Below are 16123 nucleotides of genomic sequence, written 5' to 3'. Positions count from 1 at the left end.
TTCGATTCAGCGCTTCAACCGGCCCGCTTGGTGCGGATGGCCTTCGAGGCGCGCGAATTCGGCTCGCGGCCCAGCGCCTCGCTGATGTAGACGCCCGCGTCGATCAGCCTGTCGAGATCGATGCCGGTCTCGATGCCCATGCCGTGCAGCATGTAGACCACGTCCTCGGTCGCCACGTTGCCGGTCGCGCCCTTGGCATAGGGGCAGCCGCCCAGGCCGGCGGACGACGACTGGAAGTTCCACACGCCCAGTTCGAGCGCCGCCAGCGTGTTGGCGAGCGCCTGCCCGTAGGTGTCGTGGAAGTGGCCGGAAATGGCGTCGACGCCGAAGTGCGCCAGCGTGGCCTCCATCGCCCCCTGCACCTTGCGCGGGGTGCCCACGCCGATGGTGTCGGCCACGTCCACGCGCTGCACGCCGATGCCCTTCATCAGCTGGGCGAGGTAGCCGACCTTGGCCGGCGCGATCTCGCCTTCATAGGGGCAGCCGACCGTGCACGACATCGCGCCGCGCACACGGATGCCCTTCTCGAGTGCCGCCGCCACCACGGGTGCGAAGCGCTCGATGCTCTCGGCGATGGAGCAGTTGATGTTCTTCTGGCTGAAGGCCTCGCTGGCGGCGCCGAACACCACGATCTCGTCGGGCCACTCCTCGCGCGGCGCGGCGATGGCCGCCTCGAAGCCCTTCATGTTGGGCGTGAGCACCGAATAGAGCACGCCCGGCTTGCGGCTGATGCCGTGCATCACCTCTGCGTTGTCGGCCATCTGCGGCACCCACTTCGGGCTCACGAAGCTGGTGACCTCGATCTCCTTCAGGCCCGCGTCCTGCAGGCGGTGCACGAGGCCGATCTTCACTTCGGCGGACACGGGCTGCTTTTCGTTCTGCAGGCCGTCGCGCGGGCCGACGTCGACGAGCTTGACTTGGGTGGGGAGTTTCATGGGATGTCTCTTGTATCGCTGGAGGATGGAAGACCGCCTTCGATTGTCGGCCACATGGAAATCCCCTGCCTGGTACAGAAGCCGGGGAAGGTAGCAATGCGCGCCTGCGAGGTTGCAAATGGCGCCAGGCGATCGGTGCTAGGCTGTTTCCCTCTGCTCGAAGCCGTCGGGCGGGGCCTGGGCCGCGATGGCACCGGCCGGATCGCCGACATCGACCGCATCGACGCGCGCGCCTTCTGGCCCCTGGCGCGCCCAGCGGATCAGCTCTTCCACCGCAGAAGCCTCACCGGCCACGAGCGCCTCGACGCTGCCGTCGCGCCGGTTGCGCACCCAGCCGCGCACACGCAGGCGCTTCGCGGCCTGCACCATCGACCAGCGATAGCCCACGCCCTGCACGAGGCCGCGGATGGCGAGATGGCGGGCGACAGTGTTCATGGCTCCAGAGAGATCAGTACGACTTGGGCAGCCCCAGCGCCTTCTCGGCGATGAAGTTCAGAATCATCTGCGGGCTGACGGGCGCGATGCGCGGGATGTAGCTCTCGCGCAGCAGCCGCTCCACATGGTATTCCTTCGCGTAGCCCATGCCGCCGAGCGTGAGCACCGCGTTCTGGCAGGCATCGTGCGCCGCCTCGGCCGCGAGGTACTTGGCGGCGTTGGCCTCGATGCCGCAGGGCTCGCCCGCGTCGTAGAGCGTGGCGGCCTTCAGCATCATCAGGTCGGCCGCCTCCAGGTTGGCCCAGGCGCGCGCCAGCGGATGCGCCACGCCCTGGTTCTGGCCGATGGGCCGGCCGAACACGACGCGCTCCTGCGCGTACTGCGATGCGATGCGCAGCGCCGCGCGGCCGATGCCGATGGCTTCCGCCGCGATCAATATGCGCTCGGGGTTGAGGCCGTGCAGGATGTATTCGAAGCCCCTGCCCTCCTCGCCGATGCGGTCTTCCTCGGGCACTTCGAGCCCGTCGATGAAGAGCATGTTGGAGTCCACCGCCGCGCGGCCCAGCTTGTGGATCTCGCGCACCTCGACGCGGGCGCGGTCCAGCGGCGTGTAGAACAGCGTGAGCCCCTGCGTGGGCTTCTTCACCTGGTCCAGCGGCGTGGTGCGCGTGAGGATCAGCGTGCGATCGGCCACCTGCGCGGTCGAGATCCAGATCTTGCGCCCGTGCAGCACATAGCCGCCGCCGGGCTGGCGCACTGCCTGGGTCTTGAGGCGGGTGGTGTCGAGCCCCGCGTCGGGCTCGGTCACCGCGAAGCAGGCCTTCTCGGTGCCCGCGATCAGCGGCGGCAGGAAGCGCTGGCGCTGCGCTTCGCTGCCGAACACCACCACCGGGTTGAGCCCGAAGATGTTCATGTGCACCGACGACGCGCCCGACATGCCCGCGCCCGACGCGCTGATGGCGCGCATCATCAGCGCCGCCTCGGTGATGCCCAGCCCCGCGCCGCCCTGCGCCTCGGGCATGGCGATGCCGAGCCAGCCGCTCTGGGCCACGGCGCGGTGGAACTCGTGCGGGAACACGGCGCGGTCGTCGTGGTCGCGCCAATAGTCGATGGGAAAGTCCTCGCAGAGGCGTTCGATGGCGGCGACCAGCGAGCGCTGGTCTTCGTTGAGGGAGAAATTCATTCTTCGCTGTCTTTCGTTGGTTGCGGTTGCAGCGTGACGCCGCGCTCGAGCATGCGTTCGATGGCCTCGTCGCCATAGCCCGCCTCGCGCAGCAGCTCCACGCTCTGCTCGCCGATGCGCGGCGCCGGCCGGCGGATGGCGGCCGGCGTGGCGCTGTAGCGGCCGACCGGCGCGAGCGTGCGGATGCAGCCCTCGCTCGGGTGGTCGAGCTCGGGATAGAAGCCGACGGCGCGCAGGTGCGGGTCGTCGAGCAGGCTTTCGGTGCTGTGCAGGCGCGCGACCGGGATGTCGGCGGCGGACAGCGCGGCAAACCATTCGTCGCTGGTGCGCGTGGCCATCACCTCGGCCACGAAGGCGTAGACCGCGCCAATGTTCGCGGCGCGCGCGGTGTGCGTACCGAACATCGGCGAGTCGCGCAGTTCGGGCCGGCCGATCACGTCGAAGAAGGCCTGCCAGTGCTTGTCGTTGTAGATCAGCACGCTGAGGTAGCCGTCGGCCGTGGCGTAGGGCTTGCGGTGCGGCGCGAGCAGGCGCGCGTAGCCGGTGGGCCCCAGCGGCGGCTCGAAGCTGTGGCCGCCGAGGTGGTCGCCCATCACGAACTGCGACAGCGCCTCGAACATCGGCACCTCCACGGCCTGGCCCTTGCCGGTGCGCTGCGCGTGCAGCACCGCCGCGAGCAGCGCGATGGCCGCCTGCAGCCCCACCGCGCGGTCGGCCAGCGTGACGGGCGCGTAGCGCGGCGCGCTGCCGCTCTGCTGCGCGAAGAGGGAGGCCACGCCGGCCGCGCCCTGGATCAGGTCGTCGTAGGCCGGCTTGCCCGCATACGGCCCCTGCTCGCCATAGCCGAACGCGCCGAGGTAGACGATCTTCGGGTTCACCGCCGACACCGCCTCGTAGCCGAGCCCGAGCCGTGCCATCGCCTGCGGCCGCGTGTTGTAGATGAGCGCGTCGCAGCCCGCGGCCAGCCGCAGGCAGGCCTCGCGGCCCTCGGGCTGCTTGAGATCGAGCACGATGGAGCGCTTGTTGCGGTTGAGGTGCATCGCCATCGCGCCCATGCCCGGGTTGCGCATCGGGCCGACGGCGCGCAGGTTGTCGCCGCCGGGCGGCTCGACCTTGATGACGTCGGCGCCCAGGTCGCCCAGCGTCTGGGTGGCATAGGGGCCCATCACCACGGCCGTGAGGTCGAGGATGCGGATGCCCTGGAGAGGTCCGCCGGCGCTCATTCGGGCTGGATCCCCGCCGCCTGGATCAGCTTCTTCCACTTCGCCAGTTCGGCAACCGTGAACGCGCCCAGCTCTTCAGGCGTGCTGCCGAAGGCGTCGAAACCCAGCTTCGCAACGCGCTCGCGGAAGACCGGGCCGTTGGCCATGTCGGCCAGCACCTTGTTGAGCTTCAGCACGATGTCCCGCGGCGTGCCCGCCGGCGCGAACACGCCGTTCCACGAGGTGATGTCGAAGCCCTTGAGTTCGGGCGTGTCGGCCAGCGGCGGCAGTTCGGGGAAGAGCTTGGTGCGCTCCTGCGTGGTGACGGCGATCGCCCGCATCTTGCCGGCCTTCACCGTGGCAAGGCCCGCCGCGAGGTCGACCACCATCATCGACACCTGCCCGCCGATCAGGTCGGCGATGGCCGGCGGCGTGCTCTTGTACGGCACGTGCAGCATCGGCACGCCGCTCATGCGCGAGAGCGTGGCGCCGCTCACGATGCCGGTGCTGTTGCCGCTCGCGTAGGTCAGCTTGCCGGGATGCGCGCGGCCCCAGGCCAGCAGCTCGGCCACGCTCTTCACGGGCAGGTCGTTGTTCACCACCAGCATGAAAGGCAGGTTGCCCATGCGGCTGACGGGCGCGAAGTCTTTCACCGGGTCGTAGGGCAGCGACTTCATCAGGCTCGGGTTGGCCGAGTGCGTGGTGTTGGTCGTCATGAACAGCGTGTAGCCGTCGGGCGCCGCCTTGGCGACGTACTCGGCCGCGATCACGCCGTTGGCGCCCGCCCTGTTGTCGATGATGACCGAGGCCTTGAGCGCATCGCCGAGCATCTGTCCCGCGATGCGCGCCACCGCGTCGGTGCCGCTGCCTGCGGCGAAGGGCACGACGATGCGTATGGGCTGCTTCGGATAGCCGTCCTGCGCGAAGGCCCAGGGCATGGCGCCCGCGAGGCCCGCGGCGGCGCCGATGGAAATGAAACGGCGACGGTTCGCCATCGCGGCCGGTTGCCCGGTCGCGTTCTTGGTTGTCTGCATTTGCTTTGTCTCCGGTTGTTGTTACGTCAGGGCCGGATCACGCGCTCCGGCGATTCCTCGTAGGGCGGGCTGTAGATCACCAGCACGCGCACCGGCTCGTCGCTCACCACGGTGAAGGTGTGCATCGCGTCGGCGGGAAAGAAGCAGCTGTCGCCCGGGTGCAGTTCCTGCCGCTGGCCGCCCACTTCGGCGACCGCGCGGCCTTCGAGCATGTAGCAGACCTGCTCGATGCCCGGGTGCGCATGCGGCAGCGCGCCCTTGCCCTTCTGGATGTGGCCCACCAGCACTTCGAGCTGCTTCGCGCCCACGGTCTCGGGGCCGATCAGCCGCTTGTTCAGCGTGCCGGTGTGGTTGGCGGGGTGGTAGCCGGCGGTCTCGGCCTCGCGGACGAAATAGCGGGGGGCTGCTGCTGTCGTTGCTGTCATCGGGGGCTTTCGTTCTTGGGTTCGATGGCGAGGCAGGCCGAGCGCAGCATCGCGGCGATCTCCTCGATGCGCGCCTCCATGCGGTAGCGCGGACCTGCGACGGAAATGGCGTAGGCCTCGCCGCCGATGCGCAGCGGCCAGGCCAGGCCGATCAGGTCGGGAATGCTCTCGCCGAGGTTGCCGTACCAGCCGCGCGCGGCGGAGCGCTGCAGTTCGGCCTCGATGGCGTCGGCGGTGGTGAGCGTGGCGTCGGTCAGCGGCGCGAGCGTCGCGCCTTCGAGCAGCCGGCGGCGCTCGTCCGGGTCCAGCGTTGAAAGCAGCGCGCGGCCGATGGAATTGGCGTACGCCGGGCGCGTCTCGCCCGACTCGGCCGTGTAGCGGATGCTCTGCGGCGCGCTCAGCACTTCCAGGTACACCACCTGCCCCGCGTCGCGGAACTTGCCGAACACCACCGTCTCGCGCGCCGCGTCGCGCAGCTCCTCCAGCGTGGCCTTCACCCGGTCGAGCACCGGGTCGTGGGCGGCGATGACCTGCGCCATCGCCAACAGCCGGCCGGTCGGGTAGTAGCCCTGGCGGCGGCCGGTCTCGTACATGTAGCCCTGCTCCTCGAGCGTGCGGATCAGGCCCAGGCAGCTCGACACCGGCATGTCGAGCAGGCGCGCCATCTCCGAAAGGGCCAGCGGCTGCTTCTCGCGGGCGAAGAGTTCGACGATCTCGATCACCCGAAACGCGGTTTTCACAGTCATGAAAATATTTTCATATTTGTGAAAAATCAGTGTTTCAGGGTTTCCCCTGCCCGCGATGCACTCCGGCAGGCCCGGCGAGGGGACGCGCCCCCGTCGTCAGTAGCCGCGCGCCGGATCGACCACGCCGGCGATCGGCAGCCCCTGCTCCATCGCGCGGATCTTCCCGGCGATCTGCGCGATGGACTCTTCGCGCAGCGTGCGCGCCGAGCCGTGCGGCGTCACGGTGATCTTCGGATGGCGCCAGAAGGCGTGGTCGGCGGGCAGCGGCTCGACCTGGAATACGTCCAGCGTCGCGCCCGCGAGCCGGCCGGCGTCGAGCATCGGAATCAGGTCGTCTTCCACCAGGTGGCCGCCGCGCGCGATGCTGATGAGGTAGCCCTCGGGCTTCAGCTTGCCCAGCGTGTCGCGGTTGAGGATGCCGCGTGTCGCATCGGTCAGCGGCAGCAGGTTGACCAGCACGCGCGTGGACGAGAGGAACTCGTCGAACTGCGCCTCGCCGCTGAACACGCGCACGCCCTCGATCTCCTTCGGCGAGCGGCTCCACCCCAGCACCGGAAACTCGAACTGCCCCACGGCCTTCGCCACGCGCTCGCCGAGCACGCCCAGCCCCATGATGCCCACCGGGAAGTCGCGCCGCATCTTCGGCTTGCGGTAGCTCCACTTGCCCTCGCGCGCGTCGGCCTCGTAGGCGTCGAATTCGCGGAAATGGCGAATGAGCGTGTGGCACACGTACTCCGCCATCTGCACCGACATGCCCGCGTCGTCGAGCCGCACGATGCGCGTGTGCGCCGGCACCTTCAGCTTGAGCAGCGCATCGACGCCCGCGCCGATGTTGAAGATGCCGCGCAGCTTCGGCTGCTCGTCGAGGAACTCCTGCGGCGGCGCCCACACCACGGCATGGTCGGCCTGCGGCGCGCCGGGCTTCCAGGCTTCGATGACGGCATCGGGGAGTTCGGCCTTCAGGCCTTCGATCCAGGGGTCTGGGCGGTTGTCGGTGAGGTAGACGGTGATTCGCATGGGCACGCATCTTAGGTCGCGCCCGCGTCGCCATCGGCTTGTGCGGGCACTGGCCATCTCCTATCCTCGAACGCCCACCTCAGGAGACTCTTGGAATGATCAAGTTCAGCGTGATGTACCCCCACACCCCCGGCGCACGGTTCGATCACGACTACTACCGCGACAAGCACATGCCCATGATCAAGGCCCGCATGGGCGATGCATGCCTCTCGTACACCATCGACAAGGGCCTGTCCGGCGGCGCGCCGGGCTCCGCGCCCACCTACGTCGCCATGTGCCACGTGTTCGCCGAATCGGTCGAATCCTTCCTGAAGGCCTTCGGCCCGCACCAGAAGGAGGTCAGGGACGACGTGAAGAACTACACCGACATCGTGCCGCTGACGCAGATCAGCGAAGTGGTGGTGGGCTGACCGAAAGAGCCCTGACGCGGCCTCAGCGCGGCGGCCGCTCCAGCGCCACCCAGCGCTGCACCGACGGCCGCTGCCACTGCCTGTCGGCATAGGACGCCAGCCGCTGCGGCACGGCGTCGCCGTTCATCACCAGGCGATTGAGCATCAGCGCCAGGTCGACGTCGGCGATCGACCACTCGCCGAACAAGTTTTCCGCGCCTTCCGGCAGCAGCGCCTGCGCGACCTGGAAGAGCGTCTGCGCCGCGCGGTGCGCGGCCGCCGACAGTGGCGCGCCCGCCGGAGCGTAGAAGATCACCTCCGTGGAGCGTTCCTGCCGCACCGGCATGAGGTCGCTGCGAAGCCAGGCCTGCAGCTGGCGTGCACGGGCGCGGGCGCGGGGTTCGGAGGGATACAGCGCCGTCCCGGCGAAGGTCTCGTCGATGTACTCGGTGATGGCGGACGATTCGGAAAGCGCGAAATCTCCATGCACCAGCGTCGGCACGCGCTGGGTCAAGGACAAACGGGAGAAGCCGGCCGCCCGGTGCTCCAGCGCACCCAGGTCGACCGGGGAGATGCGGAAGTCCAGTTGCTTTTCGTTCAACGCCACGTACACGGACATGGCGTAGGGGCTGGCGAACTGGGCGTCCACATGGAGGCGTAGCGGGTCCGGCATCGGGAAGAAGGCTCCTGCGCGAATGGGGGCCTTTAAAACAAAAGGCCTTGAAGCGGTAGGTGCGCGATCTTACTGACTGATTCTTAGCTGGCGCGTCTTAGCTGGCGCGGCGGCGGCGCCACAGCACCCGCGCCAGCCAGCCCAGCGGCAGCACCACCAGCAGCAGCCACGGCAGCACGGCTGCGATGAAGGTGATGAGCGAGCCCACGCTTTCCGACAGCACCGAGCCCGCGTTGCGCAGCGCATTGCGCATCGGGCTGTAGCCGTCGCCGCCGCTCACCAGCGCGCGCCTGGCCGTGAACTGGATCTGGATGTGCTGCTTGCTGGTCTGCTGCGCCAGCACCTTGCGCTGCGTGGCGATGGCGTCGAGCTCGGCCTGCGTGTCCGACAGCGTGCGCTGGATGGCCAGCAGGTCGGTCATGGTGCGCTTGGTGACGGTGTCGCGCAGCATCGCGCGCAGGCTGTCGCGGAACTCGGTCCGGTTCCTGATGCGGGCCTCGACGTCGATGACCTCGGCGGTCTTGTCCTCGCTGGTGGTGGTGTGCGAGACCACGCTGGCCACGCCCGCCAGGCCGCCGAGCAGCTTCTCGACGTCGGCAGGCTCCACGCGCATCTCCAGCATGGCGTTGCCGGGCTGCTGCGGCGTCTCGCGCAGCAGCGACGACGACAGCAACTCGCACTTCAGCGTGCCGCAGAGGTCGCGCACCTTGCCCCAGGCATCGGCGAGCTGGTCGGCCGGCACCTCGACGTTCAGCTCCTGGCGCACGGCCAGGAAGCGCTGCAGGGGGGTGTCCTGGCTGTTCCGGGACTCGTCGGTGGCCGCCTCGGCCGACCGCATCCGCATGTCCGCGCCGCCTGCGTACCCGCTCGCGGCCTGCATGGGCGCGGGCGGCGGGGCCGGCTCGGAGAACACGGCTGCCGCCCGCTTCTCCTCGCCGTTGCGGCCGCAGCCGGCCAGTGAAAGGGCTGCTGCCAGGGCCAGCAGGGCGATGCCCGCATGGCGGCGGACGGAGAAACTGGGCATGCGATAGGTCATGGAAGGAGTTCCCTTGAATGTTGACTACCGCAGCTCATACGGGCGGGCGCCCGCAACGGGGTTAACTTTTTTTTCAGGCTGCCGTAGCGGCTGCGGCGCTCATGCGCAGCAGCTCGTCGCCTTCGGCCACCTGCTCGCCCGGCGCGAACATCAGCTCTTCCACCGTGCCGTCGGCCGGCGCGGCGATGGTGTGCTCCATCTTCATCGCCTCCATCACCGCCAGCGGCTGGCCGCGGCTGACCTTGTCGCCGGCCTTGACCGCGAAGGACACCACCTTGCCGGGCATCGGCGCGGTGAGCCGGCCGCCTTCGGCCTGCGTGTCGCCCGCATGGGCCAGCCGGTCGATGGCGGTGATCTTCGTCGCGCCCTTCGAGGCGAAGACATGGGCCACGGCGCCGTCGAGGTGCACGTCGAGCGTCTGGCGGCTGCCCGCGAACTCCACCTCGAACTCGCCGGTCGGGAACCGGCCGATGACCAGCGGGCCCGCAACGCCACCGGCTTCGAGCCACAGGCCGCCGTCGCGCTTGTAGGTCAGCAGCGCGGTTTGCTCCGCTCCGCGAAACTCGAAGTCGAAGTGGCGCCGGTACTCGCCCAGCGAGCGCCAGCCGTCACGCCGCGCAAAGGGATCGGGCATCTTCCCGGGCCATTCGCCGATCAGCGTGCGCGTGATCGCGGCGGCTGCCGCCAGCGGCAGCCCCAGCGGCTCGCGGTCGAACAGCACCGCGCGCTCGCGCTCGATCAGCGCGGTGTCGAGGTTGGCCTTCGAAAACGATTCGGTCGCCAGGATGCCGCGCAGGAACTGCACGTTGGTCGCCACGCCCACGATCTGCACCTGCGCCAGCGCCGCATCGAGCCGGGCCAGCGCTTCCTCGCGCGTGCTGCCGTGCACGATGAGCTTGGCGATCATCGAGTCGTAGAAGGGCGAGATCTCGCCGCCCTCGCGCACGCCGTCGTCGATGCGCACACGGCTGCGCTGGAAGGCCGTGGCAGCAGGCTTACGGTAGACGCGCAGCGTGCCGGTGGCGGGCAGGAAGTTGTTGTCGGGGTTCTCGGCGCAGATGCGCGCCTCGATGGCATGGCCGTGGATCTGCAGTTCGGCCTGCTTCGCAGGCAGCGCCTCGCCCGAAGCCACGCGCAGCTGCCATTCGACGAGATCCTGACCCGTGATGGCCTCGGTCACCGGATGCTCCACTTGCAGCCGCGTGTTCATCTCCATGAAGAAGAAGTTCATCTCGCCGCCCTCTCGCTGCTCGACGATGAACTCCACAGTGCCTGCGCCCACGTAGTTCACGGCACGCGCAGCAGCCACTGCGGCCTCGCCCATCTGCTTGCGCATCGCCTCCGTCATGCCAGGCGCGGGCGCTTCTTCGAGCACCTTCTGGTGGCGCCGCTGCACCGAGCAGTCGCGCTCGAACAGGTAGACATAGTTGCCGTGCGTGTCGCCGAACACCTGGATCTCGATGTGCCTCGGGCGCTGCACGTACTTCTCGATCAGCACCGCGTCGTCGCCGAAGCTGTTGATGGCCTCCCGCTGGCATGAGGCGAGCGCGGCGGCGAAGTCCTCCGCCTTGTCGACCGCGCGCATGCCCTTGCCGCCGCCGCCCGCGCTGGCCTTGATGAGCACGGGATAGCCGATGCGGTCGGCCTCGCGCTGCAGCAGCTGCGGGTTCTGGTCGTGGCCGTGATAGCCGGGCACCAGCGGCACGCCGGCCTTCTCCATCAACTGCTTCGACTCGGCCTTCAGGCCCATCGCCTTGATGGCCGAGGGCGGCGGGCCGATGAAGACCAGGCCGGCGTCGGCGCAGGCCTGCGCGAACTCCTCGTTCTCGCTCAGGAAGCCGTAGCCGGGGTGGACCGCCTCGGCGCCCGTGGCCTTGGCGGCCTCGAGGATCTTTTCCCAGCACAGGTAGCTGTCTTTGGGCGCGCTGCCGCCAAGATGGACCGACTCGTCGCACGCACGGACGTGATTGGCGTGCGCGTCGGCGTCGGAATACACGGCGATGGTGCGGATGGCCATGCGGCGGGCAGTTGCCGCGACGCGGCAGGCGATCTCGCCACGGTTCGCAATGAGGATCTTCTTAAACATTCGGAGTGTCTCCCGGAGGATTCTTTTTCAGTTGAAACGCGGGCACCACGCCCGGATCGGGCCGGCCGCTGAAGATGCGGGCCACGCGGGCGAACAGCGCCTTGAGGAAACGCCAGCTCTTGCGGATGAGCCACACGCTCGCCACCAGCACCAGCACGAACAGCACGAGAAATACGAAGGGATGCGCCACCGCGAGCCACAGCCCCGCGGGCACCATGGTGTCTTCCGCCAGCGAGGCGCCGACGTTCGAGAACGGCTCGGGCGAGGTGTTGATGGCCGCGCGCGTCGTGGCCTTGGCCGCATGCGCCGTGGCCGCGAAGCTGCCGCCCAACAGCGCCGCCACGATGGCCATCACACCGTGGTCCACGCCGAACACGCTGGCGGCGAGCGCCGCGCCCGCCGGGATGCGGATGGCCGTGTGCACGACGTCCCACAGCGAATCGAGGCCCGGGATCTTGTCGGCGAAGAATTCGATGAACACCATGAAGCCGCTGGCCGCGATCACCACCGGATGCGCCAGCATCTGCAGCCCGCCCGGCAGCGGCACCCAGCCGAAGTAGCCGGCCAGGCCCGTCAGCAGCACGACCAGGTAGAGCCGCACGCCGCTGGCCCAGCCGATGGCGGCGGCTAGCGCGAGCAGCTGCGGCATGTCGAGGCTGGTGTTCATGGCGCGACCTCCGGGGGATGGGTCTTCAGGACTTGCTCGCTTCGAGCCACGAGGGCTTGCGCTTCTGCAGGAAGGCCTGCACGCCCTCGCGGCCTTCGTCGCTCGCGCGGATGTCGGCGATGCCCTCGACCGTCTGCGCGATCAGCGCGTCGTCGATCTCGCGGCCGGCCACGTCGGCGATCAGTTGCTTGCAGGCGCGCACCGCCGCCGGGCTCGCACCGGTCAGCGCCTTCAACAATTCGTCGACCTTCGCATCGAGCGCGTCGGCGGCCACCACTTCATGCACGAAGCCGATGCGATGGGCCTCCGCCGCGGTGAAGCGCTCGGCCGTGAGGAAATAGCGCTGCGAGGCGCGCGTGCCCATCGCGCGCAGCACATACGGGCTGATGGTCGCGGGCACGAGGCCGATCTTCACCTCGCTCAGGCAGTACCAGGCGGTATCGACGCTCACCGCCATGTCGCAGGCCGCCACCAGTCCCATGCCGCCCGCGTACACGTCGCCCTGCACGCGCGCGATGGTGGGCTTCGGGCACTCGGCGATGGTGCGCAGCATTTCGGCGAGCTTGCCCGCGTCGGCGATGTTCTCGTCGCGCGTGTAGTCGGCCATGCGGCGCATCCAGTTGAGGTTCGCGCCCGCGCAGAAGGCCGGCCCGTTCGCGCCCAGTACGATGGCCTTGACCTGCGGCGCGGCGCCGGCTTCGGTGAAGGCGCGCGTGAGTTCGGCGATGACGACGTCGTCGAAGGCATTGCGCGCATCGGGCTGGTCGAGCCAGATGCGGGCGATGGCGCCGTCGAGGCTCAGCTGCAGCTTGGTGTATTCGCTCATGCCAGCCTCCTCACATCCGGAAGATGCCGAACTTCGGCTCCGGCACCGGCGCGTTGCGCGCGGCGGCCAGGCCCAGCGCCAGCACGCGGCGCGTGTCGGCCGGATCGATGATGCCGTCGTCCCACAGGCGCGCAGTGGCGTAGTAGGGGTGGCCCTGGTCTTCGTACTGCTGGCGGATCGGCGCCTTGAAGGCTTCTTCCTCTTCCTTGCTCCAGCTGCCGCCCTTGGCCTCGATGCCGTCGCGCTTCACGGTGGCGAGCACGCTCGCGGCCTGCTCGCCGCCCATCACGCTGATGCGCGCGTTGGGCCACATCCAGAGGAAGCGCGGGCTGTATGCGCGGCCACACATGCCGTAGTTGCCGGCGCCGAAGCTGCCGCCGATGATGATGGTGAACTTGGGCACGTTGGCGGTGGCCACGGCCGTCACCATCTTGGCGCCGTGGCGCGCGATGCCCTCGTTCTCGTACTTGCGGCCCACCATGAAGCCGGTGATGTTCTGCAGGAACACCAGCGGAGTCTTGCGCTGGCAGCACAGCTCGATGAAGTGAGCGCCCTTCTGCGCCGACTCGGAGAACAGGATGCCGTTGTTGGCCACGATGCCCACGGGCATGCCCTCGATCTCGGCGAAGCCGCACACCAGGGTGGCGCCGAAGCGCGCCTTGAACTCGTGGAACTCGCTGCCGTCGACGATGCGCGCGATGATCTCGCGGACGTCGAAGGGCTTGCGCGTGTCGGTGGGAATCACGCCGTAGAGCTCCTCGCGCGGATACGCGGGCTCGCGCACTTCGGCCTTCGCCGGGGCCGGCGGGGCCTTGGCGTTGAGGTTCGCCACCGCCGTGCGCGCGAGCGCCAGCGCATGCAGGTCGTTCTGCGCCAGGTGGTCGGCCACGCCCGAAAGCCGCGTGTGCACGTCGCCGCCGCCCAGGTCTTCCGCCGTCACCACCTCGCCCGTCGCCGCCTTCACCAGCGGCGGTCCGCCCAGGAAGATGGTGCCCTGGTTCTTCACGATGATCGATTCGTCGCTCATCGCCGGCACGTAGGCGCCGCCGGCCGTGCACGAGCCCATCACCACCGCGATCTGCGGAATGCCCTGCGCGCTCATGTTGGCCTGGTTGTAGAAGATGCGGCCGAAGTGCTCGCGGTCGGGAAACACCTCGTCCTGGTTCGGCAGGTTGGCGCCGCCCGAGTCGACCAGGTAGATGCACGGCAGGCGGTTCTGCTCGGCGATCTCCTGCGCGCGCAGGTGCTTCTTGACCGTCATCGGGTAGTAGGTACCGCCCTTCACCGTGGCGTCGTTGCATACGATCATGCAGTCCACGCCGTTGACGCGGCCGATGCCCGCGATGATGCCGGCGCCCGGCGCCGACTCCACGCCCTTGCCATCGAGGTACATCGCATGCGCGGCCAGCGGCGCGATCTCGAGGAAGGGCGTGCCCGGGTCGAGCAACTCGGCCACGCGGTCGCGCGGCAGCAGCTTGCCGCGCGCCGTGTGCTTGGCGCGCGCGGCCTCGCCGCCGCCCTGCTCCACTTTCGCGAACTGCGCGCGCAGGTCGTCGACCAGTGCACGCATGGCTGCGGCGTTGGCCTGGAAGTCGGCCGAGCGGGCATTGAGTTTGGTTTCGAGTTGGGTCATGGGTATTCGGAATTCGGAAGCGGGAACCGAACGCAGAGGGCGCAAAGGTTTCGCAAAGGTCGCAAAAGAAAACCTTCAAACAGGATGATGTCCTTCTGCGACTTCTGCGTACCTTTGTCTTTCTTCTGCGTTCGGCTGTTCATGGACGGCTCTACGCTGTACGAGCTTCGTCCAGCCCCAGCTGCGCCTTCATCTCGTCGCGGATCTTGAATTTCTGGATCTTGCCGGTCACGGTCATCGGGAACTCGGCGACGAAGCGGATGTACTTCGGCACCTTGTAGTGCGCGATCTGGCCCTTGCAGAACTCGCGGATGTCTTCCTCGGTGGCGCTCTGGCCGGGCTTGACGATGATCCAGGCGCACAGCTCCTCGCCGTACTTGCGGTCGGGCAGGCCGACGACCTGCACGTCCTGCACCTTCGGATGGCGGTAGAGGAACTCCTCGATCTCGCGCGGGTAGATGTTCTCGCCGCCGCGGATCACCATGTCCTTGATGCGCCCGACGATGTTGACGTAGCCTTCGGCATCCATGGTGGCAAGGTCGCCGGTGTGCATCCAGTGCTCGGCGTCGATGGCCTCGCGGGTCTTCGCCTCGTCGTCCCAGTAGCCGTGCATCACCGAGTAGCCGCGCGTGCACAGCTCGCCCGACTTGCCCGGGGGCATCACGGCGCCGGTCTCGGGGTCGACGATCTTCACCTCCAGGTGCGGCTGCACCGTGCCCACGGTCGACACGCGGCGGTCCAGCGGCGTGTCGGTGCTGCTCTGGCAGCTGACGGGGCTGGTCTCGGTCATGCCGTAGGCGATGGTGATCTCGCTAAGGTGCATCTCGCTGACCACGCGCTTCATCACCTCGATGGGGCACGGCGAGCCGGCCATGATGCCAGTGCGCAGCGTCGAGAGGTCGAACTCCTTGAATCGCGGATGGTCGAGCTCGGCGATGAACATCGTCGGCACGCCGTGCAGCCCGGTGCATTTCTCGGCCTGCACCGTCTCCAGCACGGTGAGCGGATCGAAGCCGTCGTTCGGGTACACGATGGCCGAACCGTGCGTGAGGCAGGCCAGGTTGCCCAGCACCATGCCGAAGCAGTGATACAGCGGCACCGGAATGCACAGCCTGTCGGCCGGCGAGAGCTTCATGCACTCGCCGATGAAGAAGCCGTTGTTCAGGATGTTGCGGTGCGTGAGCGTCGCGCCCTTGGGAAAGCCCGTGGTGCCGCTGGTGAACTGGATGTTGATCGGGTCGGTGGCCTTCAGTGTCTTCTGCACCTGCGCGACGCGCGGGTCGGCGGCATCGCCGCTGGCGAGCAGCTGCGAGAAGCGGCGCATGCCCGGCTGCTCGGCGCCCTCGCCCGGCTTCGCGTCGATCCAGAAGGTGTGGGCCAGCTGCGGCAGCTTCGCCGGGCCCAGCTCGCGCAGCATGCCGAGGTAGTCGCTGGTCTTGAACTGCGCCATCGTCACCAGCGCCTTGCAGCCGACCTTGTTGAGCGCGTATTCGAGCTCCGCGGTGCGGTAGGCCGGGTTGATGTTGACGAGGATCAGGCCGGCCTTCGCGGTGGCGATCTGCATCAGCACCCACGGCACGTTGTTGTGCGACCAGATGCCGACGCGGTCGCCGGGCACGAGGCCCAGGCCCAGCAGCGCGCTGGCAAGGCGGTTCGATTCGGCCTGCAGCTCGCGGTAGGTGTAGCGCTTGCCTTCGTGGCGGCTGACGAGCGCCTCGCGGTCGGGCTGCTTCGCGACCATGTCGTCGAAGAAGTCGCCGATGGGTTGTTCGATCAGCGGGACATCGGTGGCGCCCTTGTTGTAGCTCTCGGTCAATGCGGCGGTCATGCTCATTT

The 16123-nt window shown here is 68.5% G+C and carries 16 protein-coding genes; 1 reads left to right on the top strand and 15 read right to left on the bottom strand.

Annotation, left to right across the window (positions count from 1 at the left end; genetic code table 11):
- Positions 1-14: 14 nt before the first annotated feature.
- The 8 genes from ACAM57_RS03395 to ACAM57_RS03360 all read right to left on the bottom strand — a co-directional run bounded on the left by ACAM57_RS03395 (position 15) and on the right by ACAM57_RS03360 (position 6977).
- On the bottom strand, positions 15-935 hold the full coding sequence (locus ACAM57_RS03395) for a hydroxymethylglutaryl-CoA lyase (RefSeq protein ID WP_369660707.1): 921 nt from the start codon (positions 933-935) through the stop codon (positions 15-17).
- Between the two features lie 138 nt (positions 936-1073).
- On the bottom strand, positions 1074-1370 hold the full coding sequence (locus tag ACAM57_RS03390) for an acylphosphatase (protein ID WP_126023739.1): 297 nt from the start codon (positions 1368-1370) through the stop codon (positions 1074-1076).
- A 13-nt stretch (positions 1371-1383) separates the two neighbouring features.
- Positions 1384-2553, bottom strand: a complete 1170-nt coding sequence (locus ACAM57_RS03385; protein WP_369660706.1) for an acyl-CoA dehydrogenase family protein — start codon at positions 2551-2553, stop codon at positions 1384-1386.
- Entirely contained in the window at positions 2550-3776 is a 1227-nt protein-coding gene (locus ACAM57_RS03380; protein WP_369660705.1) for a CaiB/BaiF CoA transferase family protein, read from the bottom strand. The genes ACAM57_RS03385 and ACAM57_RS03380 overlap by 4 nt, the downstream gene beginning before the upstream one ends.
- Positions 3773-4789 carry a Bug family tripartite tricarboxylate transporter substrate binding protein gene (locus tag ACAM57_RS03375; RefSeq protein ID WP_369660704.1) on the bottom strand — a complete coding sequence of 339 codons (1017 nt, stop codon included), beginning with the start codon at positions 4787-4789 and terminating at the stop codon, positions 3773-3775. The genes ACAM57_RS03380 and ACAM57_RS03375 overlap by 4 nt, the downstream gene beginning before the upstream one ends.
- 26 nt (positions 4790-4815) lie before the next feature.
- Positions 4816-5214, bottom strand: coding sequence for a cupin domain-containing protein (locus tag ACAM57_RS03370; protein ID WP_369660703.1), 399 nt, complete (start codon positions 5212-5214; stop codon positions 4816-4818).
- A complete protein-coding gene (locus tag ACAM57_RS03365) occupies positions 5211-5960 on the bottom strand; it encodes an IclR family transcriptional regulator (protein WP_369660702.1) in 750 nt (249 codons plus the stop codon). Before ACAM57_RS03365 ends, ACAM57_RS03370 begins: the two co-directional genes overlap by 4 nt.
- Positions 5961-6056: 96 nt before the next feature.
- Positions 6057-6977 carry a 2-hydroxyacid dehydrogenase gene (locus ACAM57_RS03360; RefSeq protein WP_369660701.1) on the bottom strand — a complete coding sequence of 307 codons (921 nt, stop codon included), beginning with the start codon at positions 6975-6977 and terminating at the stop codon, positions 6057-6059.
- 95 nt (positions 6978-7072) lie between these two features.
- Between ACAM57_RS03360 and ACAM57_RS03355 the strand changes: the two genes are divergently transcribed.
- The gene (locus ACAM57_RS03355) at positions 7073-7387 is read left to right on the top strand and encodes an EthD family reductase (protein ID WP_126023746.1); all 315 of its coding nucleotides are present in this window, start codon (positions 7073-7075) and stop codon (positions 7385-7387) included.
- A gap of 22 nt (positions 7388-7409) precedes the next feature.
- Here ACAM57_RS03355 and yfcF read toward each other — a convergent pair whose 3' ends face one another.
- The 7 genes from yfcF to ACAM57_RS03320 form a co-directional block, all read right to left on the bottom strand.
- Complete coding sequence (gene yfcF, locus ACAM57_RS03350; protein WP_369660700.1) at positions 7410-8039, bottom strand: glutathione transferase; 630 nt, start codon at positions 8037-8039, stop codon at positions 7410-7412.
- Between the two features lie 97 nt (positions 8040-8136).
- Entirely contained in the window at positions 8137-9075 is a 939-nt protein-coding gene (locus ACAM57_RS03345; protein WP_369660699.1) for a DUF4349 domain-containing protein, read from the bottom strand.
- 73 nt (positions 9076-9148) lie between these two features.
- Positions 9149-11161 carry an acetyl-CoA carboxylase biotin carboxylase subunit gene (locus tag ACAM57_RS03340; RefSeq protein ID WP_369660698.1) on the bottom strand — a complete coding sequence of 671 codons (2013 nt, stop codon included), beginning with the start codon at positions 11159-11161 and terminating at the stop codon, positions 9149-9151.
- Positions 11154-11828, bottom strand: coding sequence for a DUF4126 domain-containing protein (locus tag ACAM57_RS03335; RefSeq protein WP_126023750.1), 675 nt, complete (start codon positions 11826-11828; stop codon positions 11154-11156). Before ACAM57_RS03335 ends, ACAM57_RS03340 begins: the two co-directional genes overlap by 8 nt.
- Before the next feature lie 25 nt (positions 11829-11853).
- Positions 11854-12654 carry an enoyl-CoA hydratase/isomerase family protein gene (locus ACAM57_RS03330; protein ID WP_369660697.1) on the bottom strand — a complete coding sequence of 267 codons (801 nt, stop codon included), beginning with the start codon at positions 12652-12654 and terminating at the stop codon, positions 11854-11856.
- Between the two features lie 10 nt (positions 12655-12664).
- Positions 12665-14287, bottom strand: coding sequence for a carboxyl transferase domain-containing protein (locus ACAM57_RS03325; protein WP_369660696.1), 1623 nt, complete (start codon positions 14285-14287; stop codon positions 12665-12667).
- 151 nt (positions 14288-14438) lie between these two features.
- The gene (locus ACAM57_RS03320; RefSeq protein WP_369660695.1) at positions 14439-16121 is read right to left on the bottom strand and encodes an AMP-binding protein; all 1683 of its coding nucleotides are present in this window, start codon (positions 16119-16121) and stop codon (positions 14439-14441) included.
- Positions 16122-16123 lie beyond the last annotated feature (2 nt).

The sequence above is a fragment of the Variovorax sp. V15 genome (assembly GCF_041154425.1).
GTDB lineage: Bacteria > Pseudomonadota > Gammaproteobacteria > Burkholderiales > Burkholderiaceae_C > Variovorax > Variovorax guangxiensis.
This window is presented reverse-complemented; position numbering and strand designations above follow the sequence as displayed.